Here is a 20,026-nt window from a genome sequence, read left to right on the forward strand (position 1 = left end):
AAACGATCAAGTGAACGGACGCTGACGGGCGAGGCGTTCGGTAATCCGCCACCATACGGCCTTCCCGGCCCCATTACAAGCCAGCGCGGGCTGCTCAGTCACGGCAGGGGCACTGCTCGGCCGGCACCGGAGGGGACCACAGATACCCCTGCCCCTCGCGACACCCGACCCGCAGCAGGAAATCGCGCTGCGCCTCGGTCTCGATGCCCTCGGCCAGCACCTCCAGATCCAGGGTTCGCGCCAGTGCGATGATGGCGCGGATGATGTCCTCGCTGGAACCGGAACGGCCGATTTCCCGCACCAGCGACTGATCCAGCTTGAGCCGGTCCAGCGGCATGCGGTGGAGCAGCGCCAGGTTGGAATAGCCGGTGCCGAAATCGTCCATCGCCAGCGCCACGCCCAGGGCCTTGAGCCGGCCCAGCTCGGCCATCGCGGCCTCCGGACTGGTCATCAGCATGGTCTCGGTGACCTCCAGCTCCAGCCGATGGGGCTGCAGGCCATGACGCTCCAGCGCCTCGCGCACCACCGGCGTCAGCTCGCCGCCCTCCAGCTCCATCACCGACAGGTTGACGGCCATGCGCGGCACGTGGCTTCCCTCGGCATCGCGCGTGGACAGATGCGCACAGGCCCGGTCCAGTACCCAGCGGTCGATCGCTCCGATCAGCCCGGTCTCTTCGGCCAGAGGGATGAATTCGCCGGGCGATAGCCTTCCCCGCTCCGGATGTTCCCAGCGCACCAGGGCCTCGACCCCGGTCAGGACGAACGGATCCAGACCGTATTGCGGCTGCAGGAACAGTTCGAGTTCCTCGCGCACCAGGGCCTCGCGCAGGTCGTGCTCCAGCAGCGTGCGTCGCGAAGTCCGCTCCCCCAGCCCGGTGGCATAGACCTCCCAGCGATCCCCGCCGCCACGCCGCGCCTCGTCCAGCGCCAGTTCCGCGGCCGTGAACAGCTCCTCGGTGGTCGCGCCATCACGGGGAAATTCGGCGCAGCCCGCGCTGACCGTGATCCGCAGTGCACGCCCGGCCAGCTCGAAGGGCCGGCGCAGCTCGGCCAGCAGACCATTCAGCCATTCTTCCCGCGCCGCGCCCGCGGCCGGGGCTTCCAGCAACAGACCGAATTCGTCGGGCCCGGAGCGCGCCACCGTGTCCTGCGCCGCCACATACTGCGACAGCCGCTGCGCCACGCCGAGCAGCAGCTGATCCCCCAGCGCCGTGCCAAGGGTCTCGTTCAGCCCCTTGAACCGGTCCAGATCCAGCAGCACCAGCAACCGGGTCGCACCGTCCAGGCCCATCGCCAGTTCGATGCTGTGCCCAATACGGTCATGCAGCAGGGCCCGGTTGGGCAGACCGGTCCGGCTGTCGTAATGGCTCAGCAGCCGCAGCTGCTCGCGCTGTTCGAAGGTCTGGGTCAGATCGGTCCAGCTGCCGATGATCTCCTCGCGTGCCTCCCCGCGCCCGTTGTGCACAGGGACCCGCTGCATTTCGTCGCGCACGCGTCGCACCCGCCCCTGTGCATCGAACAACCGGTACTCGACCACTGCATGCCCCTGTTCCCGCGCCTGTTCGCGCGCCCGCCGGGCCAGCGTGCGGTCCTCCGCATGGACATGCTCGCGCCACCAGTCGGGCTGCAGGGCCTCTTCCGGCGAATACCCGAACAGCGACGCAAGATTGCCGCTGACCCAGGTCAGGTCGCGCGTATCGGGAGGCAGCGAATAGATAACCACCGGGGAGCTGTCCAGCAGGTGCCGGAAGCGCCGGCTTGCGCGTTCCAGCTCGCGCGTGCGCCGTTGCACCTGCCAGCGCAGGGTCAGCACCAGCCCCCCGAGGGCCACCGCCACGCCCGCGACGCCCCCCAGCACCGGCAGGGCCCAGGCCGGTAACACACCCCGCACCTCGGGACTCAGCGTTTCCACCATGGCACGGTGATAGGGCGAATCGGGCGTACCCTTCCAGGTCGCCAGATGGCCGTCCACGGCCTCCAGAACGGCCGGATCCAGCGTGGGCGAGGCGGCGAAATAGAGCCCCGTGTGGTCGAAGGACAGCGGCGTTTCGAACAGACCATGCCGGGCCGCGTGTCGTCCGCCGTGGAAATTGTTGCTGACCGCGAGATCCGCGGCCCCCTCGCCTACCGCTGCCAGCACCCCGTCCAGGGATTCGCGCCGCACCAGACGTGCCCCCTCTGCCGCCGACGACAGCCAGTCCTCGTGCACCGAGTCCTCGAGCACCGCCACCTGCCGCTCCGTCAGATCCTCCAGCGAGTGCACCGACGCCTCGCGCGGGGCGTACACCTGGCTCCATGACTGCGCCACCGGCACCTCGTGGAAACGAAACCGCTGCTCGCGCTCCCCGGTCAGGGCCACATCCGGCATCAGATCCAGTTCGCCCTGCTCCAGCTGCGCCAGGCATTCGGCCCACTGGCAGTCCCGATACTCCAGGCGCCACCCCTCGCGTTCGGCCAGGGCCTCCAGCAGCACCGGGAACAGCCCGGCCGGCTGCCCCCGGGCATCGGTGTAGATCTTGGGCTCGTTCTCGTACAGCCCGACATGCAGCACGGTCCGCTCGTCCTGCGGCACGTCGACGCCGCATCCCGCAAGCACAAAAAAGCCCGCGACCACCCATGCGACCGCGGGCCTTCTCCGGATCCATTCCCTGGCGTCCCTTCTCTCCCTTCTGTGGGCATGCGGGCCTCCGGCCTTCCACCATTCAACCCGTCTTATCCTACACCCGGAAGCGCTCCACACGCTGGCGCAATTCGGAAGCCAGTCGCGAAAGCTGCTCGCTGGCCGTCGCCACCTGGCTGGAAGCATTGAGGCTCTCGTCCGCGACCGTGCTGATGTTCTGCACATTGCGGTTGATCTCCTCGGAGACGGTGCTCTGCTCCTCGGCGGCGCTGGCGATCTGGGTGGTCATCTCGTCGATGGTGCGGATCGACTGACTGAGCTGCTCCAGGCGATCGCGCACGCCGTGGACCTCGTCCACCACGCTGCGGGCACTGTTTTCATTGGTTTCCATCGCCCCCACGGCGGTCTTCACACCCTTCTGCAGGCCGGTAATGATCGACCCGATCCGTTCGGTGGATTCGTGGGTACGACCGGCCAGCACGCGCACCTCGTCGGCCACCACCGCGAAGCCCCGTCCGGCCTCGCCGGCCCGCGCCGCCTCGATCGCGGCGTTCAGGGCCAGCAGATTGGTCTGCTCGGTGATCTCCTGAATCATGTTCAGGATCTGGCCGATCTCCTCGCTCTTCTCGGCCACCTCGCGCACCGCATCCGCCGAGGAATGGATCTCGGACGACAGGCGATCCACCGCATCGGCGGTCTGGCGCGTGCTCGCATTGGCCTCGGTGGCCGCCTGATCGCCGGCCCCCGCCGCATCCGCCGCCGACTGGGTATTGCTGGCCACCTCGGCCACGGTCGCCGACATCTCGTTCATCGCAGTGGCGACCTGATCGGTCTCCTCCTTCTGGCTGGCGACGCCGTTGCGGGTCTGCTCGGCCACCGCGGCCAGCTGATCGGTCGCCGAGGCCACCTGCTCCCCGGAGTCCACCACCTGACGGACCAGGGTCTGCATGTCCTGCTCCATGGTGTTGAACGCCTCGGTCGCCACGCCGATCTCGTCGCAACCCTTGACCGGCAGCGGATCGCCGCGCAGGTCGCCGTCCGCCATCTCCACCGCCCGCGCCCGCAGGGCATCGATCGCACGTACCAGGTAACCGGCCAGCAGCACCGCCATCAGCACGCCCGCGAGAATGGCCACCCCCGAGGTGCCGATCATGATGCCCGCTGCACGAACCTGCGCACTGCGGGCCGCCTCGGACATCGCCTCGCTCTCGGCGGTCAGGACCCGCTGCATGTCCTGCAGACCTTCTTCCATGGTCTCCAGATGGGCCAGGGTCTGGCGGCTGTAGGTCGCCTCCGCCTCGCTGTCATCGCCGTCACGTACCGCATCGGTGATCGCGTGCGCACTGGCATGCAGGTTGTAATGCGGCTGCTCCAGGCGGTCGAAGGCCCGCTGGAACTCCGGGCTGGCCATCTCGTAGGCCTCGGAATCCTGAAAATCGTAGTACCACTGGCCGAAGTTGCACCGGGTATGATCCAGCTCGCCGGTGAACTCGCTGCCCGTCAGCAACGAACGCGACAGATCCAGCGCCCATTTGACGTGCTGGGTCTCCATCTGGATCTGGAACTGCACGTCCTCCATGCGATCCATCGCGGCTTCATACTGCGCCGTGGTGTAGCGATCACCGGTGAGGCTGGTAAAGGCCATGGCCAGCATCAGCAGCAGGACCACGCCAAAGGCGAGCCCAAGTTTGCTGCGCAGCTTGAGATTGGCGAGCCATTGCATGGTATCCCCCCGTTGGTCGACCGACCGGAATCCGGCCGGCCCCGAGTTTTGTGAATTATTTAACGCCCCGGAAACTTGAAACTTAAATGAAACAATGACAGGACGTCTTCCAAGACCTCGCACCATACTGGGGCATGGTCCCGATGCAGGGGGTCCACGGCGCGCTGCGGGGTCCGGTATCCTGCATGGCCACCCCGTGATCGGACGGTTCGAACGCTCCATGCTGCGAAGCCGCATCTACGACAGCCTGATCCTGCGCATGACCGCGCGCTGGTACGCCGCGGTTCTGGAGCGCATGCCGCCGCGGGTGGCCCTGCTGGACGTCGGGATCGGTACCGCCGGCGCACTGCTGGCGAACGCCGATGCCGTCACCCGCAAGGAGCTCGCGATCACGGGGATCGACATCGACCCGGACTACGTCGAACGCGCGCAGCAGCGGCTGGCGGCATCGTCGGTGGCCGAGCGGGTCACGGTGCACCGGCAATCGGTCTACGAGCACGCCGGCGGTCCCTACGACGCGGTGTATTTCTCCGCCAGTTTCATGCTGCTGCCGGATCCCGGGGCGGCCCTGCGCCACTGTGCCGGCCTGCTGCGCCCCGGCGGCCGGATCTACTTCACCCAGACCATCCAGCAGCGCCCGTCACCGATGCTGGAGCGTCTCAAGCCCGCCCTGCGCAGGCTTACCAGCATCGACTTCGGCCGCGTCACCTACGAGGAAGACTTTCGCGCCCAGCTGGATGCCGCCGGTCTGTACATCGAGGAATGGACCGTGATCCAACGCCACGGGGCACGCGCCGCCTGCCTGGCCGTCGCATCGCCGAAGTAGTGTTAGCCTGTGTCCATGCTGAACGCACGACTTTTCCGGATCCCGCTTCTGGTGTGCGGGCTGCTGCCTGGTCTGGCCTTCGCCGGAACCCTGCGGTTTGCCCCGCTGCCGATGCAGGATCCGGAAACGGTGATGCGCGAGACGCAGCCGATGCTCGAGTACCTGAGCCAGGAACTGGAGGTCGATTTCGAGATCCGCTACGCCACGGACTACGACGAGATCCTCGAACGTTTCCACAACGGCACGGTGGACCTGGCCTATCTGGGTCCCCTGCCCTATGTCTCGCTGCGCGCCCGCTACCCCGAGACCACACCGGTGGTGGCCTTCCGCGAACCCGGAGGTGAGGCGCAGTACACCTGCTCGGTGGTGATGTTCGCCGACGAACGCCGCCCGCTGGACGATCTGACCGACCAGCCGGTGGCACTGACCCAGCCCCTGTCCACCTGCGGCTATCTGGCCACCGCGCACCTGCTGCGCGACGGCGGCACCCGGCTCGCGGCCACCGACTACCGCTACCTCGGCCACCACGACGACGTGGCCCTCGCCGTGGTGCGCGGCGAGGCCCTGGCCGGCGGGCTGAAGACCCACATCGCGCGCAATTATGCGCACCTGGGCCTGGTGACGGTGGCCGAGAGCGAACCGCTGCCCGGCTTCGCTCTGGTCGCCAATCGCGATACCGTCAGCGACGCACGGCTGCAGGAACTGCGCGAGGCGCTGGTTCGTCTGCGGCCCGCAGAATCGGACGAGGACGCCGAACGCATGGCCGAATGGGGCGAAAGCCTGCGCTACGGCGCGCAGGCGGTCGACGATGAGGATTACGCGGCGGTACGGCGGCTGCACGGCGAGGTCGCGATTCCCGAGCTCGGGCTCCCCGACCTGACGGCCCCCGCACCATGACCCTGGACCGTCGTATCATCTGGCTGCTGGCCGCGGCGGCCTGGGTGCTCGTCCTGCTGTTTTTGTATCTGAACTGGCAGGACAAGGCAGGCATGCACGAACAGCGCCAGACCGCGACGCTCGACACCGCCTACCAGGCCGCGGTCAACAGTTTTGACCTCGCCGCGCAGGCGTACTTCCGCGAAGCGGTCAATCGCACCGAGGTCGTGGAACTGCTGCGCGCGGGCCAGCAGGCCGAGGACGAGGCGGAGCGCGCCCGCCTGCGCGGGCGGCTGTATCGCACCCTGTGGCCAACCTATGACCGCCTGCGCGAAGGCGAACTGCGGCAACTGCATTTCCACACCGCCGAGGGAATCAGCTTTCTGCGCTTTTTCTCGCCGGAATACCACGGTGATGACCTGTACGCGACGCGACCACTGATCCGCGAAGTTCACCGCACCCGCGAACCGGCGGCCGGGTTCGAGACCGGGCGCTCGCTGTCCGGTTTTCGCTATGTCTATCCGCTGCACGACGGGGACGAATTCGTCGGCAGCGTGGAGTTCAGCATCCCGTTTCGCTACGTCCGCGAGATGATGAACGAGCTGGACGAAACCCGGGAGTTCCAGCTGATCCTGCGGCGCGACGCAGTGGAGGACAAGGTGCCGCCGGGTTTCCTCTCGCTGTACGAGACCTCCTGCCTGCACCCGGATTACGTCCTCGAGGACACCAGTCTGGTGTTCCCCGACTCGCCGCGGCCGCCGTCCGAAGAAATCCGCGCAATCAACCAGCGACTGGCCGACGACCCGAGGACCGCCGAGGCGATCGAAGCAGGTGCGCAGGGGGCCCTCTCCGTGGGGCTGGAGGGCGAAATGTGGGCAACCAACCTGTTGCCGATTGCCGATCCGACCGGGGAACGCGTGGCCTATGTGCTCGCCTACGCCCCGGACCCGCTGACCGGCGTGTTCCGGCGCGAATTCGCCGCCGCCGCGCTGGGCGCCACGCTGCTGATCGGACTGGCGCTGGTCCTGCTGCTGCGGCTGGTGACTTCCCGTGAACGTCTGCGCAACCAGCGCGCCTACCAGCAGGCCATCACCAACACCATGGCCGAAGGCCTGTATGCCCAGGACGAGGCCGGCCGCATCACCTTCATCAACCCCGCAGCCAGCGAGATCCTGGGATATCGGCCGGAGGACCTGCTGGGCAAGGACGCCCACACCCGGTTCCATCGGCACGCCGGCAACCTGTACCCCGATGAGCGCGACTGCCCCATCCGCCAGCGCGTGACCACGGGGCAGGTTTTCGAGGGCGAGGAAGCCTTCCGCCATCAGGACGGCCGCGTGATCCCGGTGGAGGTGTCCAGCCGGCCGCTGTACCAGGAAGGGGTCCGGACCGGCGCGGTCACCCTGTTCCGCGACATCAGCGAACACAAGCGGGCGCGGGAACGACAGAAACTGGCCGCCAGCGTGTTCACCAGCGCCAACGAGGCGATCATCATCACCGACCCGCAGTCCCGGATCCTGATGGTCAACGAGGCCTTCACCCGGCTGACCGGGTACACACCGGAAGAGGTCGAGGGTCACAACCCGTCGATCCTCGGTTCGGGACGCCAGGACGCAGCGTTCTATCGCCGGATGTGGCAGGACCTGCAGGAGAACGACTACTGGCACGGCGAACTGTGGAACCGGCGCAAGAACGGCGAGCTCTACCTGCAGCTGGGCACCATCAGCGCGGTACGCGATGAACACGGAGAGCTGCTGCACTACGTGGGCCTGTTCTCCGACATCACCGAACGCCGGGAATACCAGGAGAAGCTCGAATTCCTCGCGCATTACGACCCGCTGACCGAACTCCCGAACCGCGTCCTGCTGCTCGACCGTCTGCGCCAGGCCATGCAGCTCGCCACGCGCGAAAGCCGCCGGGTGTGCGTGGCGTACCTGGACCTGGACGACTTCAAGGACATCAACGAGCAATGGGGACACGCGACCGGTGACCGGATGCTGCTGGAACTCGCCCGGCGGCTGGAGGCCGGTCGCCGCGAGGGCGACACCGTGGCCCGGCTGGCCGGCGACGAATTCGTCCTGGTCCTGGTCAACCTCGACAGCGACGAGCAGTGCCGCGCCCTGATCGACGAGCTGCTGCGCACGCTGCAGCGGCCGATCCCGATCGACGGGCAGAACCTGAGCTGCAATGCCAGCATCGGCGTGACCACCTATCCGCAGGCCGACGAGGACGTGGACGGCGAACAGTTGCTGCGTCAGGCCGACCAGGCCCTTTACCAGGCCAAGCTGCAGGGCAAGAACCGGCCGTACTTCTTCGACGCCGCCGGGGATCGTCGCCTGCGCGATCGCCACGAGACCCTCGAACGGCTGAAGCTCGCGCTGGAACGCGAGGAGTTCGTGCTGTTCTACCAGCCCAAGGTGAACCTGCGTACCCGCGAGGTCATCGGCGCGGAGGCCCTGATCCGCTGGCAACATCCCGAACGCGGACTGCTGCCCCCGGGCGCCTTCCTCGACGACCTGCTGGAACAGCCGCTGGAAGTGGATGTCAGCCGCTGGGTGATGGAACAGGCCCTCGCGCAGGTCAGTGCCTGGCAGGCAGGCGGCATCCACCTGCCGGTCAGCGTGAACGTCCCCGCGCTGCACCTGCAGGAGCCGGACTTCGCCGAGCAGATCGCCGGGCTGCTCGGACATTTCCCCGATCTGCCCGCCAACAGCCTGGAACTGGAAATCCTCGAATCCAGCGCCCTCGCCAGCCTCGCCCACGTCTCGCGCGTGATCGAACGCTGCGCCAAGCTGGGCGTGCAGTTCTCGCTGGACGACTTCGGCACCGGCTACTCGTCGCTTTCCTACCTCAAGCGCATCCCGGTGCAGGTGGTCAAGATCGACCGCAGCTTTGTCGGCGACATGCTCGAGGACCCCGACGACCTCGCCCTGCTGGAAGGCATCATCCAGCTCGCCCAGGTGTTCCAGCGACAGATCATCGCCGAAGGCATGGAAACCCCCGAGCAGGGCGAGCGCCTGCGGGCACTCGGCTGCGAGGTCGTCCAGGGCTACGGCATCGCACGCCCGATGCCGGCCACAGAGATTCCCCGGTGGCTGGCCCAGTGGCAGGCGGGATGAACGCCCTGTTCGCGTTCCTCGCGCCGTTTCGCGGGCTGGCGCGCGTGTTCGACCCGGGCCTGCGCGGCCTCGTCATCGGGCCCTTGCTGATCAACATCGCGGTCATCGTCGGGATCGGCATCGCCGCCGGATTCGGTTTCGAGATCCTGCTGGACACCTGGCTGCCGGCCGGCTGGGACTGGCTCGCCTGGCTGCTCTGGCCGCTGTTCGTGCTGACCCTGCTGGTGGGCTTCGGGGTCTCCGCGGTGGCCCTGGCCGCGATCATCGCCAGTCCTTTCTCCGGACCGCTGGCCTACCGCACCGCCCGGGGCCTCGGCCACGAACCGCGCCAGCCCGCGCGCTCGCTGGCGGGCGAGATGGGCCACGCCACGGCCACCGCCCTGCGCAAGTTCGGCTATTACGCGCTGCTGTTCATCCCGGTGTTGCTGATTACCGTGATTCCCGGCCTCAACCTGCTGGCCTCGCTCGCCTGGTTCGTCTTCGGCAGCTGGGTTCTGGCGGTGGAGTTCCAGGAGCCGCCGCTGGCCAACGACGGCCTGACCTTCGCCGAAATCCGCAAGGGTCTGGGCCGACGGCGTCCGGAGACCCTCGCGTTCGGCGCCGGAACGACCCTCCTGGCGATGGTGCCGGTGGTCAACCTGCTGCTGGTCCCGGCGGCAGTGATCGGCGCCACCCACCTGTGGGTGCGCCAGCAGCCGCGAGGCTGAGGGGACGGGACAGGGTCAGGACGCGTTGCGCGCCGGGGAGGTCTTCCTGCCGTTCACCGTTCCAGCCGTTCGGTCAGACGGCGGAATTCCTCGCGGATCTTGTCGTTGCGGAATTCCGCGGTCTCCGGGACCTGCAGTTCGGACAGGGTCTCGAAGGTATCCAGGCCATCACGGATCAGATCCGCCACGTTGGCGCTGAGCTGCACGGTCCGGTAGGTATTGACCGCTACCTGCTTCTCGTAACGGCTGATCTCCAGCGCCTCGGCCACCTGTTCGCGCTGGCCGGTCACCACCTCCAGGTACAGGTCGATCGCCTGTCGGGTCAGCTCGTTGGCCGCGATATTGGACTCCAGGCTGTCGCGGTGCCCGCCCTCGCGGATCAGTTCCCGCGACTCGGCGATGATCTCGTCGGCCTCTTCGCGGTAGGCCTCCAGGCGCGGGACGATCTCCTCGTCCACCCGTTCGACAAAGCGTTCCTGCATGGTCACCACCAGCCGATGCAGGATCACCACCATGCCGTAGTAACGACCGGCCACATTGAGATTTTCCCCGCTCTCGCGGGTGAGCTCCTCGAGACGCTGCGTCAGCGTGCGGATGCTGCGGAACACCACCGCCATGGACACCACGTCGTCGCCGATCGCCGAGCTCATCCACAGTTCCAGCTGGTCCGGCGGCATGGACAGCCCCACGCCTTCCAGCGCCGTGGCCATCTCGCCCTTGAGCGCCTCCAGTTCCTCCTCGTAGGCGGCGATGTTGCGCTCGCGTGCCTCGATCAGGCGGTCGAAGTCACCCCGGGTGCGGGCGGTCATCTCGCGCAGGGTCTCGGTGGGCGTGAACCGAGCGAGCGTGCTGGCATCCGTATCCGGCGCGAACATCCGCTCCTCGCGCAGATCGGCCCGACGTTCCTGCTCGGTCATGATCCGGTCTTCCAGCTCCCGGTACTGGCGGCGCATGGACACGATCTCGGGCACGTCCATGACCTCCAGCGCGTCATCGATCAGGTCGTCGATGTCCTCCCGGGCGCTCTGCTGATCGCGCCGCAGCCAGCGGCTTTCCGGCAGCTCGGTCAGCTCGTCGAAGTGCCGGCTCGCTTCGCCCAGCAGCTCCACCGCCCGACGCTGGTCGAACGACAGCGCGTCCTCCTCGCCGTCATCCTCCTCCACCACCTCCTCGACAGCGACCCCGTCGAGCTCCGCCGGATCCTCGCGGTCCGAGGCCGCCACCGGGGCGCAGACCAGCGCCAGGCCCGCGAACACCGCCAGTACTTGCCACTTCATCGCATGCCCTCCAACACTCGGCTGGTTCTGCACTGGAACGAAGACGCCCGGACCGCCCTTCGAGTTCGACGACGACGGGATCGTCGAACACGGACCATACACCCAGCTGGAACTGCCCTAGGTGTTACGCGCCAGCCAGCGGTCCAGGGCATTGCCGAAGGCCTGACGGTCGCGCGGGCCCAGTGCCGCCGGCCCGCCGGTGTCGACCCCGCTGGAGCGCAGGGTGTCCATGAAGTCGCGCATGCTCAGGCGCTCGCGGATATTGTCGCGGGTATAGAGCTCGCCCCGCGGGTTGAGCGCCTCGCCGCCCTTTTCGATCACCTCGGACGCCAGCGGGATGTCCGCGGTGATCACCAGATCACCCGCCTCGAGCCGCCGCACGATCTCGTTATCCGCCACGTCGAAGCCACTGCCCACCCGGATCGAGTCGATCAGCTTCGACGGCGGCGTGCGCACCGGCTGATTGGCCACCAGGGTCATCGCCACCCCGGTGCGCTTCGCGGCCCGGAACAGGATCTCCTTGATGACCGCCGGACAGGCGTCCGCGTCCACCCAGATCTTCATGCCGATGCCCTCGCCTGCCCCGACATCCGACGGACGGGCACGCGGGACCCTCGGTCGGTCACTGACCCCTTTATCATGGTTCCCTCTCGGCAGTTCGGACGGCTCAGTCCGGATCGATTCCCAGGTCCGCGGCCACCGCAAGCCAGTAGGGCTCGGCCTCGCAGGAGCAGCAGTCGCACCAGACCTCCACGCCCTCGTGCATGCTCGGACTCCGGGCGGCGGCCGTCGGCGTGCCCTCGTCGCCGGTCTCGCTGTCGCACTCTTCCGCTCGCCCCGTCGGAGTGCCCGGATCCGGGGGAGCACCCGAACCCGACGTTGCGGGAATCTTCTGCATGGCCATACCTCCCGTGCCGCCGGCGCCCTTCAGTAACTTTTACGTATAGACCATCGCCCCGGCGGGCTGGTGTTCCGGCCCTGCACGTGATATCCGTGCGTTCGACGCGATTCACGCCGCTACCGGAGCACCGCATGGGCATTGAAATCACCGGCATTCTGGGCCTTGTCTGGCTGCTGATCATCATCTGGGCGATTGTCCGGACCGCACAGAGTCCCGCCGGCCCGGTGGTGAAGGTCCTGTGGATCCTGATCCTGCTGTTCCTGCCCCTGCTGGGGCTGATCGCCTGGCTGCTGCTCGGACCGAAGTAGGCCTCCGCGCACCACGGTCCGCTCCGCGGGCGCGTGCTTCAGCCCAGTTCGTGCTCCAGCAGCGAGGCCAGGGCGTGCAGCATGGCCTGGCGACGAACCTCGTGGCGCTCGCCGTCGAAGTGCCGCGTCTCGGTGCGCACGGCTCCGTGGCGCGCCTGCCAGCCGAAGCACACCATGCCCACCGGCTTGTCCGGCGAACCGCCGCCCGGCCCGGCGACGCCGGTGACCGACAGGGACAGGTCGGCGCCACTGTGCGTCAGGCCGCCCGTGGCCATCGCGGCCGCCACCTCTTCGCTCACGGCGCCATGGGCCTCCAGCAACGCCGGGTCCACGCCCACCAGACGGGTCTTGGCCGCGTTGCTGTAGGTCACCCAGCCACACTCGAACCAGGCGGAACTGCCGGGCACATCGGTCAGTGCCTGGGCAATCCCGCCCCCGGTGCAGGATTCCACCGTGGCCATGACCAGCCCGCGCGCAGTCATCCGCTCGCCCAGGTCATAGACCAGGGCCGACAGCCCGGTGACATCCGCCTTGCGCAATTCGGTCATGGTGTCGCGTCTCCCGTGGGTTCTTCTTCAAAGGCCACCGCGAGGCGCCATCGGCGCCGGCCCTCACGGTCGGGATCCGCGCTGTCACAGCGCAGCACCCGTCCCCGCCGCTGCAGGTTCTCGATGCGCGGATCGGGGCTCGGCACCGTCACCATCACCCCCACCCCGGCATCCACCTCGAAGCCGGTCATCAGCGCACAGCCGCCGGCGGCCAGGTCATGGATTTCCACCCGCGTGGTCTGCCCCGAACCGGTCCAGTACACCTCCCCGGTCACGCCCACGGGGATGCGACGATCCCGTCGCCGGTCCTCCTCGCCAAACATGTCTCCATCCTTGCCCCTGGGGATTCGGACTCCGAGTCTGACACATTCCGGTTCGTTTGCAGCAGGGGCTGCCCCGACGGGACGGAATGGCATACGATGGATCAACCACCTCCAGAAACGCGCCCGCCATGCTTGCACGCCTGTTCCAGCCCGATCCGGTCCTTGATGTCGATACCCGCGAGTGGATCCGCGCGGTGTTTGCGTGGGTGGACCGTCAGCCCGCCGCCGACCGGCCCTTCGACCCGCCGACCCTGGTGCAGCCCATCCGTGAGCACTTCCCGGGTGAGGCGGACAGCCCGCACGGCATGGCCGAGCAGGTGTTCGCCAGCGTCCGCCGGCATGCGGGCCTGGAGCAGCGCGCGGCCCGCCTGGCCGAACCCGGAGGACTGGCACCGCAGCCGGTCACCGCGCTGGGCGCGGCCAGCGCCGGTGGCGAGCGGATCTTCCATTACGACCCGCAGCTGATCGGGAATCGCCAGGCCCTGGTCGGCACCTTCGCGCAGGAACTGGCGGCCTGGTGGGTGGAGGGCATCCGCGAACCCGCCCCGGCCGCCGAGGGCAATGCCGACGCCATTGCCGAGCTGGTGGCCACGCGCATGGGCTTCGGCATCTTTCTGGCCAACACCGCGTTCCGCGTGCGGGTCAACGGCTGCGGGGCGTGCAAGGGCCCGTCGGCCGATCGCGACGCCGACCTCGGCCGCGACGAACTCGCCTGGGCCCTGGCCCTGTTCTGCCGCGACCACGGCATCGCCCCGGCACGCGCCCGCGCGCATCTCGAATCGCCCCTGCGCACCACCTTCCGCAAGGCCTGGCGCTACACCGGGTCGCGCGAGGGCCGCGAAGAACGCCCCGCCGCCACCGCCTGACCGGACAAAAAAAGGCGGTGCCCGGGAACCCCCGGACACCGCCCGTCAGGCACCGATCGGGCGGCGCGATCACGCCTGCTGCGAGGCGCCCTCGGTCGCCGGTTCCGCCCGCAGCAGCTTGCGGTTCAGCCGGAACAGCGTGGCGATGGTCACCACCTGCAGGTAGACCACCGGGGCCAGCAGGGCGAAATACGCCACGCTGAACGGCTCGACGACCCCGTTGGACACCAGTCCCAGATTGATGAAGAACCAGGAGAAGACCACCAGGGCCACCCCCGGGCAGATCAGCGCGTAGCTGACCGGGCTCTTCTTCTCGCCGTGGATGTAGTCACGGAAGTAGCCCAGCTTCTTCATCACCACGTAGCCGATCAGGCCGAACACCAGCTGAGCGCCCAGCACCAGCGAGGTGAACACGAACAGCATCGCCTCGTTCAGTGGCGCCCCAAAGCCGTGGTGCAGCCCCATCTGATGACGGATGAAGGCAATGCCCAGCAGGGTCAGGATCGGGATCGCGATCCACAGGCTCGGGCTGGCCGCCTCCGCGATCCCGTAGCGCAGCGTCGACTTGAAGCCCAGCACGAACATCACCAGCCCCAGCACCAGGGCCAGCGCGGCAAACATCAGCGAGAAGAAGATCCCCGCGGCGTTGATCGCCAGGTTCTCGCTCATCGCGCCCGGCGCCGCCAGCCCCACGGCGATCATCGCGAACGCGAACACCGCCAGCAGCTGGCTCAGGTTGTTGTTGCCGGTGAAATCGAAATCCCCCTCGGTGAACAGCCGTGCCAGGAAGCGCGAATAGATCACCAGCGCGAAGGCGCCAACCGCCAGGAAGGCCAGCATGGCCAGCGGGAACAGGTACTCGACCACGTTCCACAGCCCCGGCACGAACACCGCGCCGACGATGAAGCCGGCGTTGATGGTCATGGCCAGGGTCAGCGGGATCGCCATCAGGGCCACTTCCTGGTTGGAACGGCGCAGCCGGGTGAAGGCCTCGGTCCGGCGAAACTGCCGGTATTCGCGGATGTTCCACACCAGCAGGCGCAGATGCAGCGCCACGAAAAACAGGATGCCGGCCATGGCCGCACCCACCAGCACGGCGATCAGCGGGCCCTCGCCCGCCATCAGCGCCATCATGGCCTCGTATGTGGGGATCGGGGTGTCATAGGGCGTCATGAACATCAGGAACATGAAAAACGTAACGGCCGTGCCACCGGCCCCCAGTGCGCCCAGGAAATACATCGGGCTGTATTCTTCCCCGAGGTTCTTCCGAATCATGCGGGCTCTCCTTTCCTGTTATTTAGTGTTTTCTAATATAAGCACTCTCTTATCCTTGAGCAAGGGAAGTCCCGCGGCCCCCGGACATTCCGGCGATTGCGTCACATAACCCCCCGCACCCCCCACCGGACCCGTTACAATCCGGCCACCGACGCCCCCGAACAGCAGGAACGGCCAGTGAGCGACGCGGACGCCCTGTCAAAACATACCCCCATGATGCAGCAATACCTGCGGATCAAGGCGGAGTACCCGCAGACCCTGCTGCTCTACCGCATGGGGGATTTCTACGAGCTGTTCTACGACGACGCCGAGCGCGCCGCCGGGCTGCTGGACATCACGCTCACCCGCCGCGGCGAGTCGGCCGGCGAGCCGATCCCCATGGCCGGGATCCCGGTGCACACCCTGGAGAGCTACCTCGCGCGGCTGCTGAAGCTGGGCGAGAGTGCGGCGATCTGCGAGCAGACCGGACAGGTGGGCGAGAACAAGGGCCCGGTACAGCGCGAGGTCGTGCGCATCGTGACCCCGGGCACGGTCACCGAGGACGCCCTGCTGGAGGCCCGCCAGGTCAATCGCATGGTCGCCGTGTGTCCGGCCGCCAGCGCCGCCGTGCGCGGCCGCAACGAAGGCTACGGCATCGCCAGCCTGGAATTCGCCAGCGGCCGTTTCCGGGTGCTGGAGGTCGCCGACGCGACCGAACTGGAGGCCGAACTGGCGCGTCTCGACCCGGTGGAATGCCTCGTCCCCGACCCGGCCCCGGCGATCCCCGGGATCGAGGCCTGGGCCCCGCGGCATCATGCCGACTGGCATTTCGACGCGATCTCCGCGCAGCGCACCCTGACCCGCCATTTCGGCACCACGGACCTGGCCGGCTTCGGCTGCGACGACCTGGTGCTGGGCCTGGCCGCCGCGGGCGCGCTGCTGGCCTACGTGCAGGCACAGCATCGCGGCAACCTTGCCCATATCACCGGGCTCGGGCGCGAACACCGCGGCCAGATGCTGATGCTGGACCCGGCGACCCGGCGCAACCTGGAGCTGACCCGCACCCTGAGCGGGGAACGCCGCGGCTCGCTGTTCGACCTGCTGGACACCAGCCGCACCCCCATGGGCGCCCGACTGCTGTCGCAGTGGCTGCACCAGCCGCTGGCCGACCGGGCCCTGCTGCGGGAACGCCAGCAGGGCATCGCCTCGCTGCTGGACCACGCGGCCGAACAAGGCCTGCGCGAGGCCCTGACCGGCATGGCCGACGTCGAACGCATCGTCTCGCGCATCAGCCTGGGCTCCGCACGGCCGCGCGATCTGGTTGCGCTGCAGGCGGCGCTGGAACGCCTGCCCGGCCTGCACGCGGCACTGCAGCCCGCCGCGGACGAGGCCGACACCCTCGCCGCCCTGCGCGACGAACTCGCGCCGGAGACGGAACTGAGCGAAACCCTGGCCCGCGCGCTGGTCGACGAGCCGCCGATCCGGGTCACCGACGGCGGCCTGATCCGCCCCGGCTTCGATCCCGCACTCGACCGCCTGCGCGATCTGGAGCACAACGCCGACGGCTTCCTGCGCGATCTGGAGACACGCGAACGCGAAGCCACCGGCATCGCCACGCTCAAGGTCGCCTACAACCGGGTGCACGGCTACTACATCGAGGTGGGCCGCTCGCGATCGGAGGAGCTGCCCGGGCGCTTCATGCGCCGCCAGACCCTGAAGAACGCCGAGCGCTACACCACCGAGGAACTCAAGCGCTTCGAGGACGAGATCCTGTCCGCACGGGAACAGGCCCTGGCGCGCGAACGCCAGCTGTTCGACGACCTGCTCGCCGGCCTGCAGGGGCGCGCCGACCGCCTGCGGGCGATCGCCGACGCGGTGGCCCGGCTGGACGTGCTGGCCACCCTCGCCGAACGCGCCCGACGGCTCGACTGGAGCCGCCCCGAACTGGTGCCCGAGACCGGCGTCCACATCGAGCAGGGTCGCCACCCGGTGGTGGAGGCCAGCCTGGACACCCCGTTCGTGGCCAACGACACCCGACTGGATCCCGAGAGCCGCCGGCTGCTGGTCATCACCGGGCCCAACATGGGGGGCAAGTCCACCTACATGCGCCAGACCGCGCTGATCGTGCTGCTGGCCTGCATGGGCAGTTTCGTGCCCGCGGACGTGGCCCGCATCGGTCCGGTGGACCGCATCTTCACCCGCATCGGCGCCTCCGACGACCTGACCTCCGGGCGCTCGACCTTCATGGTGGAGATGACCGAAGCCGCCAGCATCCTGCACAACGCCGGCGAGCGCAGCCTGGTGCTGATGGACGAGATCGGGCGCGGCACCTCCACCTTCGACGGCCTGGCGCTGGCGCTGGCCTGTGCCGAGCGCCTGGCGCGGGAGAACCGCGCGCTGACCCTGTTCGCCACGCACTACTTCGAGCTGACCGCGCTGGCCGAACGCGAACCGGCGGTGGCCAACATCCACACCGACGCGGTGGAACACGGCCACGACATCGTGTTCCTGCATCAGGTCCGCGAGGGGCCGGCCAACCAGAGCTACGGGCTGCAGGTGGCCTCGCTGGCGGGGGTACCCGCCGACGTGCTGCAGCGTGCCCGCACCCATCTGGCCGATCTGGAAAGCCGTGCCCGGGACAGCGACTCGCCCCAGCTGGGGCTGTTCCCGCCGGAGCCGCCCGCACCCGCGGCGCCGGAAGAACCCGCCCCGCGGGCACCCCAAGTACCCGAGCCGGCGCGGGACGTCGCGCGGGCCCTGGCCGAACTCGACCCGGATGGCCTGACCCCGCGCGAGGCGCTGGACGCGATCTACCGACTCAAGGACACCCTGGAACGGGGAGTCGCGGAATAACAGCCGCGGCAGCCGGGATTCCCGGCCGCTCGGGAGGAGCGGTTACAATACGCCGAACGGACCGAGCGACGGCACACAGGAGCCGTGGCGTCGCAACACGACCAATGGAGAAGCGCAATGGCTTTCATCGTTCTGGAGAACTGCATCCGGTGCAAGTACACCGATTGCGTCGAAGTCTGCCCGGTGGACTGCTTCCACGAGGGTCCCAACTTCCTCACCATCGACCCCGACGAATGCATCGACTGCACCCTGTGCGAGCCGGAGTGCCCGGCCGAGGCGATCGTCCCCGAGGATGACGTGCCCGAGGACCAGGTGCACATGATCGAGCTCAATGCCGAACTGGCGCGCACCTGGCCGGTGATCACCGCGCGCAAGGACCCGCCGGAAGACGCGGAAGAATGGGACGGCGTCGAGGGCAAGCTGCAGTACCTGGAGCGCTGAGAACCCGCCCGGAGCCCCGCACTGCGGGGCTTACCAGAGCCAGGTGGCCGGGTCCTCGATGGCCCGGTCGTCGCTGTTGCGGATCACGCCCTTGATGCACCGCACCAGCACCCACACCAGGAACAGCAGCCCGATGATCAGGCCGATCCCGATCGCCGCGGTCAGGGTTGCCAGCACGGCCATCAGCAGACCGATCCAGAAGGTCCGGATCTGATACTGCAGGTGGGTCTCGCTGATCGCATCCGCATCGCTGCGCTTCACGTGCGCCATGATCACCCCGACCAGGGCCGTGATGGCGATGAAGAAGCCGACGAAATACAGCACGTAGATGATCGTCACGAACGTGCGGTCGGTGCGGGGTTCATTCGTCAGTTCCGTTTCCATGCCTCTCTCCTTCTCCGATTCCTGATCCCGGCTGGCCCGGCTTCATACATTGTGGGAGCGTGCTCGCACGCGAATATGGCGCGGAGGACTTCGAGCCCACGGGGCTCACCCTGCCCCGCCCAGTACGATCAGCACGATGCCGACCAGCGCGAAGCCGAAGCCGGCCAGCTGCAGGCGGCTCATGCGCTCGGCCTGAAAGAACCGCGCCAGCAGTGCGGTGGGTGCCGGCGACAGGGCCCCGGCCACCGCGATCACCGACAACAGTCCGATGCGCACGGCCACCACGAAGGCCAGGGTGGCGAGCCCCTGCAGCAGGCCCGCCAGCGCGACCAGCACCAGCGTGCTGCGGGCCATGTGTCGCTCGGGGCGATGCAGCAGCATCACGCCCAGCAGCACCAGCCCGCCCACGCCGCCGGCCATCACCACCGGCCAAAGGGCCGAGCCTTCGCTGGCCTGGTCAAGGAACACGAACACCAGGCCGAAGGCGACCCCGGCAAGCACGCCGTCGAACACCCCCAGCAGCGGATGCGGCCCGCGGTGACCGTGGCCATCCGCCCCCCGCACCGGCGCGTCCGGGTCACGCGGACTGGCCTCCCGGGCCCCGCCCGACACCAGCGCGATCGCCACCACGATGGCCACGATCCCGGCCAGCGACAACCATCCCGGGCGTTCGCCAAGAGCCAGCCCCGCCGCCAGCGGCACCAGCGCCGACAGCACCCCGGTCACCGCCGCGACCAGCCCCATGTAGCCTTCGGCCAGTCCGCGGTAATAGGCCAGCAGGCCCAGCGCCATCGCCACGCCGGAGCCGGCGCCCCACAACAGGGCCGCCTCCCCGGGCAGCCCCGCCACCACCAATGCCAGCACCAGCAACGGCGCGGTGACCAGCAGCTGCGAATAGCAGGCCACCACCAGCGCCGAAACCCGTCGCGAGGCCAGACCGCCGAGAAAATCCCCCGCGCCGTAGCCCAGCGCGGTCAGCAGGCCCAGCAGGAAGGCCATT

At 68.3% G+C, this 20,026-nt stretch carries 18 protein-coding genes; 8 read left to right on the plus strand and 10 right to left on the minus strand.

Annotated elements, in window-relative coordinates:
* Positions 1 to 94: 94 nt before the first annotated feature.
* Both C998_RS0108595 and C998_RS0108600 read right to left on the minus strand, forming a co-directional pair.
* On the minus strand, positions 95 to 2,614 hold the full coding sequence (locus C998_RS0108595; RefSeq protein ID WP_018870454.1) for an EAL domain-containing protein: 2,520 nt from the start codon (positions 2,612 to 2,614) through the stop codon (positions 95 to 97).
* 103 nt (positions 2,615 to 2,717) lie between these two features.
* Positions 2,718 to 4,343 (minus strand): methyl-accepting chemotaxis protein, encoded by a 1,626-nt coding sequence (locus C998_RS0108600; RefSeq protein ID WP_018870455.1) that lies wholly within the window; start codon positions 4,341 to 4,343, stop codon positions 2,718 to 2,720.
* Positions 4,344 to 4,563: 220 nt separating this feature from the next.
* Between C998_RS0108600 and C998_RS0108605 the strand changes: the two genes are divergently transcribed.
* From C998_RS0108605 to cysZ, 4 genes are read left to right on the plus strand one after another with little or no spacing between them, the layout of a single operon-like run.
* Positions 4,564 to 5,169, plus strand: coding sequence for a bifunctional 2-polyprenyl-6-hydroxyphenol methylase/3-demethylubiquinol 3-O-methyltransferase UbiG (locus tag C998_RS0108605; protein ID WP_026279549.1), 606 nt, complete (start codon positions 4,564 to 4,566; stop codon positions 5,167 to 5,169).
* Between the two features lie 15 nt (positions 5,170 to 5,184).
* Positions 5,185 to 6,066: a PhnD/SsuA/transferrin family substrate-binding protein gene (locus C998_RS0108610; RefSeq protein ID WP_018870457.1), complete on the plus strand. Its 882-nt coding sequence runs from the start codon at positions 5,185 to 5,187 to the stop codon at positions 6,064 to 6,066.
* Positions 6,063 to 9,164: an EAL domain-containing protein gene (locus C998_RS0108615; protein WP_018870458.1), complete on the plus strand. Its 3,102-nt coding sequence runs from the start codon at positions 6,063 to 6,065 to the stop codon at positions 9,162 to 9,164. The genes C998_RS0108610 and C998_RS0108615 overlap by 4 nt, the downstream gene beginning before the upstream one ends.
* A complete protein-coding gene (gene cysZ, locus C998_RS0108620) occupies positions 9,161 to 9,871 on the plus strand; it encodes a sulfate transporter CysZ (protein WP_018870459.1) in 711 nt (236 codons plus the stop codon). The genes C998_RS0108615 and cysZ overlap by 4 nt, the downstream gene beginning before the upstream one ends.
* 53 nt (positions 9,872 to 9,924) lie before the next feature.
* Here cysZ and C998_RS0108625 read toward each other — a convergent pair whose 3' ends face one another.
* From C998_RS0108625 to C998_RS14820, 3 genes are all read right to left on the minus strand, one after another.
* Positions 9,925 to 11,148, minus strand: a complete 1,224-nt coding sequence (locus C998_RS0108625; RefSeq protein WP_018870460.1) for a hypothetical protein — start codon at positions 11,146 to 11,148, stop codon at positions 9,925 to 9,927.
* A 117-nt stretch (positions 11,149 to 11,265) separates the two neighbouring features.
* Positions 11,266 to 11,712, minus strand: coding sequence for a YaiI/YqxD family protein (locus C998_RS0108630; protein ID WP_018870461.1), 447 nt, complete (start codon positions 11,710 to 11,712; stop codon positions 11,266 to 11,268).
* Positions 11,713 to 11,815: 103 nt separating this feature from the next.
* Positions 11,816 to 12,046, minus strand: coding sequence for a hypothetical protein (locus C998_RS14820; RefSeq protein ID WP_156001272.1), 231 nt, complete (start codon positions 12,044 to 12,046; stop codon positions 11,816 to 11,818).
* A 134-nt stretch (positions 12,047 to 12,180) separates the two neighbouring features.
* Between C998_RS14820 and C998_RS14490 the strand changes: the two genes are divergently transcribed.
* Entirely contained in the window at positions 12,181 to 12,357 is a 177-nt protein-coding gene (locus C998_RS14490; protein ID WP_018870463.1) for a PLDc N-terminal domain-containing protein, read from the plus strand.
* Between the two features lie 38 nt (positions 12,358 to 12,395).
* Here the strand turns inward: C998_RS14490 and C998_RS0108645 are convergent, their stop codons facing one another.
* Both C998_RS0108645 and C998_RS0108650 read right to left on the minus strand, forming a co-directional pair.
* Complete coding sequence (locus C998_RS0108645) at positions 12,396 to 12,905, minus strand: CinA family protein (RefSeq protein WP_018870464.1); 510 nt, start codon at positions 12,903 to 12,905, stop codon at positions 12,396 to 12,398.
* Positions 12,902 to 13,228, minus strand: coding sequence for a PilZ domain-containing protein (locus tag C998_RS0108650; protein WP_018870465.1), 327 nt, complete (start codon positions 13,226 to 13,228; stop codon positions 12,902 to 12,904). Before C998_RS0108650 ends, C998_RS0108645 begins: the two co-directional genes overlap by 4 nt.
* Positions 13,229 to 13,356: 128 nt before the next feature.
* Between C998_RS0108650 and C998_RS0108655 the strand changes: the two genes are divergently transcribed.
* Complete coding sequence (locus tag C998_RS0108655; RefSeq protein WP_018870466.1) at positions 13,357 to 14,094, plus strand: hypothetical protein; 738 nt, start codon at positions 13,357 to 13,359, stop codon at positions 14,092 to 14,094.
* A gap of 69 nt (positions 14,095 to 14,163) precedes the next feature.
* Here C998_RS0108655 and C998_RS0108660 read toward each other — a convergent pair whose 3' ends face one another.
* Positions 14,164 to 15,369, minus strand: a complete 1,206-nt coding sequence (locus C998_RS0108660) for a hypothetical protein (RefSeq protein ID WP_018870467.1) — start codon at positions 15,367 to 15,369, stop codon at positions 14,164 to 14,166.
* A gap of 177 nt (positions 15,370 to 15,546) precedes the next feature.
* Between C998_RS0108660 and mutS the strand changes: the two genes are divergently transcribed.
* Together mutS and fdxA are read left to right on the plus strand one after the other, a co-directional pair.
* The gene (gene mutS, locus C998_RS0108665; RefSeq protein WP_018870468.1) at positions 15,547 to 18,201 is read left to right on the plus strand and encodes a DNA mismatch repair protein MutS; all 2,655 of its coding nucleotides are present in this window, start codon (positions 15,547 to 15,549) and stop codon (positions 18,199 to 18,201) included.
* A gap of 117 nt (positions 18,202 to 18,318) precedes the next feature.
* Entirely contained in the window at positions 18,319 to 18,642 is a 324-nt protein-coding gene (fdxA, locus tag C998_RS0108670; RefSeq protein WP_018870469.1) for a ferredoxin FdxA, read from the plus strand.
* A gap of 30 nt (positions 18,643 to 18,672) precedes the next feature.
* Here fdxA and C998_RS0108675 read toward each other — a convergent pair whose 3' ends face one another.
* Together C998_RS0108675 and C998_RS0108680 are read right to left on the minus strand one after the other, a co-directional pair.
* A complete protein-coding gene (locus tag C998_RS0108675; protein WP_018870470.1) occupies positions 18,673 to 19,026 on the minus strand; it encodes a DUF4870 domain-containing protein in 354 nt (117 codons plus the stop codon).
* 105 nt (positions 19,027 to 19,131) lie between these two features.
* On the minus strand, positions 19,132 to 20,025 hold the full coding sequence (locus C998_RS0108680; RefSeq protein WP_018870471.1) for a DMT family transporter: 894 nt from the start codon (positions 20,023 to 20,025) through the stop codon (positions 19,132 to 19,134).
* Position 20,026 lies beyond the last annotated feature (1 nt).

Origin of the sequence: Thioalkalivibrio sp. ALgr3, from assembly GCF_000377325.1 — a bacterium.
Taxonomy (GTDB): Bacteria; Pseudomonadota; Gammaproteobacteria; order Ectothiorhodospirales; family Ectothiorhodospiraceae; genus Thioalkalivibrio.

Coding starts and splice junctions, on each gene's coding strand:
- C998_RS0108600 (WP_018870455.1), bottom strand. CDS start 4,343: ATGCAATGGCTCGCCAATCTCAAGCTGCGCAGCAAACTTGGGCTCGCC.
- C998_RS0108605 (WP_026279549.1), top strand. CDS start 4,564: ATGCTGCGAAGCCGCATCTACGACAGCCTGATCCTGCGCATGACCGCG.
- C998_RS0108610 (WP_018870457.1), top strand. CDS start 5,185: ATGCTGAACGCACGACTTTTCCGGATCCCGCTTCTGGTGTGCGGGCTG.
- C998_RS0108615 (WP_018870458.1), top strand. CDS start 6,063: ATGACCCTGGACCGTCGTATCATCTGGCTGCTGGCCGCGGCGGCCTGG.
- cysZ (WP_018870459.1), top strand. CDS start 9,161: ATGAACGCCCTGTTCGCGTTCCTCGCGCCGTTTCGCGGGCTGGCGCGC.
- C998_RS0108625 (WP_018870460.1), bottom strand. CDS start 11,148: ATGAAGTGGCAAGTACTGGCGGTGTTCGCGGGCCTGGCGCTGGTCTGC.
- C998_RS0108630 (WP_018870461.1), bottom strand. CDS start 11,712: ATGAAGATCTGGGTGGACGCGGACGCCTGTCCGGCGGTCATCAAGGAG.
- C998_RS14820 (WP_156001272.1), bottom strand. CDS start 12,046: ATGCAGAAGATTCCCGCAACGTCGGGTTCGGGTGCTCCCCCGGATCCG.
- C998_RS14490 (WP_018870463.1), top strand. CDS start 12,181: ATGGGCATTGAAATCACCGGCATTCTGGGCCTTGTCTGGCTGCTGATC.
- C998_RS0108645 (WP_018870464.1), bottom strand. CDS start 12,905: ATGACCGAATTGCGCAAGGCGGATGTCACCGGGCTGTCGGCCCTGGTC.
- C998_RS0108650 (WP_018870465.1), bottom strand. CDS start 13,228: ATGTTTGGCGAGGAGGACCGGCGACGGGATCGTCGCATCCCCGTGGGC.
- C998_RS0108655 (WP_018870466.1), top strand. CDS start 13,357: ATGCTTGCACGCCTGTTCCAGCCCGATCCGGTCCTTGATGTCGATACC.
- C998_RS0108660 (WP_018870467.1), bottom strand. CDS start 15,369: ATGATTCGGAAGAACCTCGGGGAAGAATACAGCCCGATGTATTTCCTG.
- fdxA (WP_018870469.1), top strand. CDS start 18,319: ATGGCTTTCATCGTTCTGGAGAACTGCATCCGGTGCAAGTACACCGAT.
- C998_RS0108675 (WP_018870470.1), bottom strand. CDS start 19,026: ATGGAAACGGAACTGACGAATGAACCCCGCACCGACCGCACGTTCGTG.
- C998_RS0108680 (WP_018870471.1), bottom strand. CDS start 20,025: ATGGCCTTCCTGCTGGGCCTGCTGACCGCGCTGGGCTACGGCGCGGGG.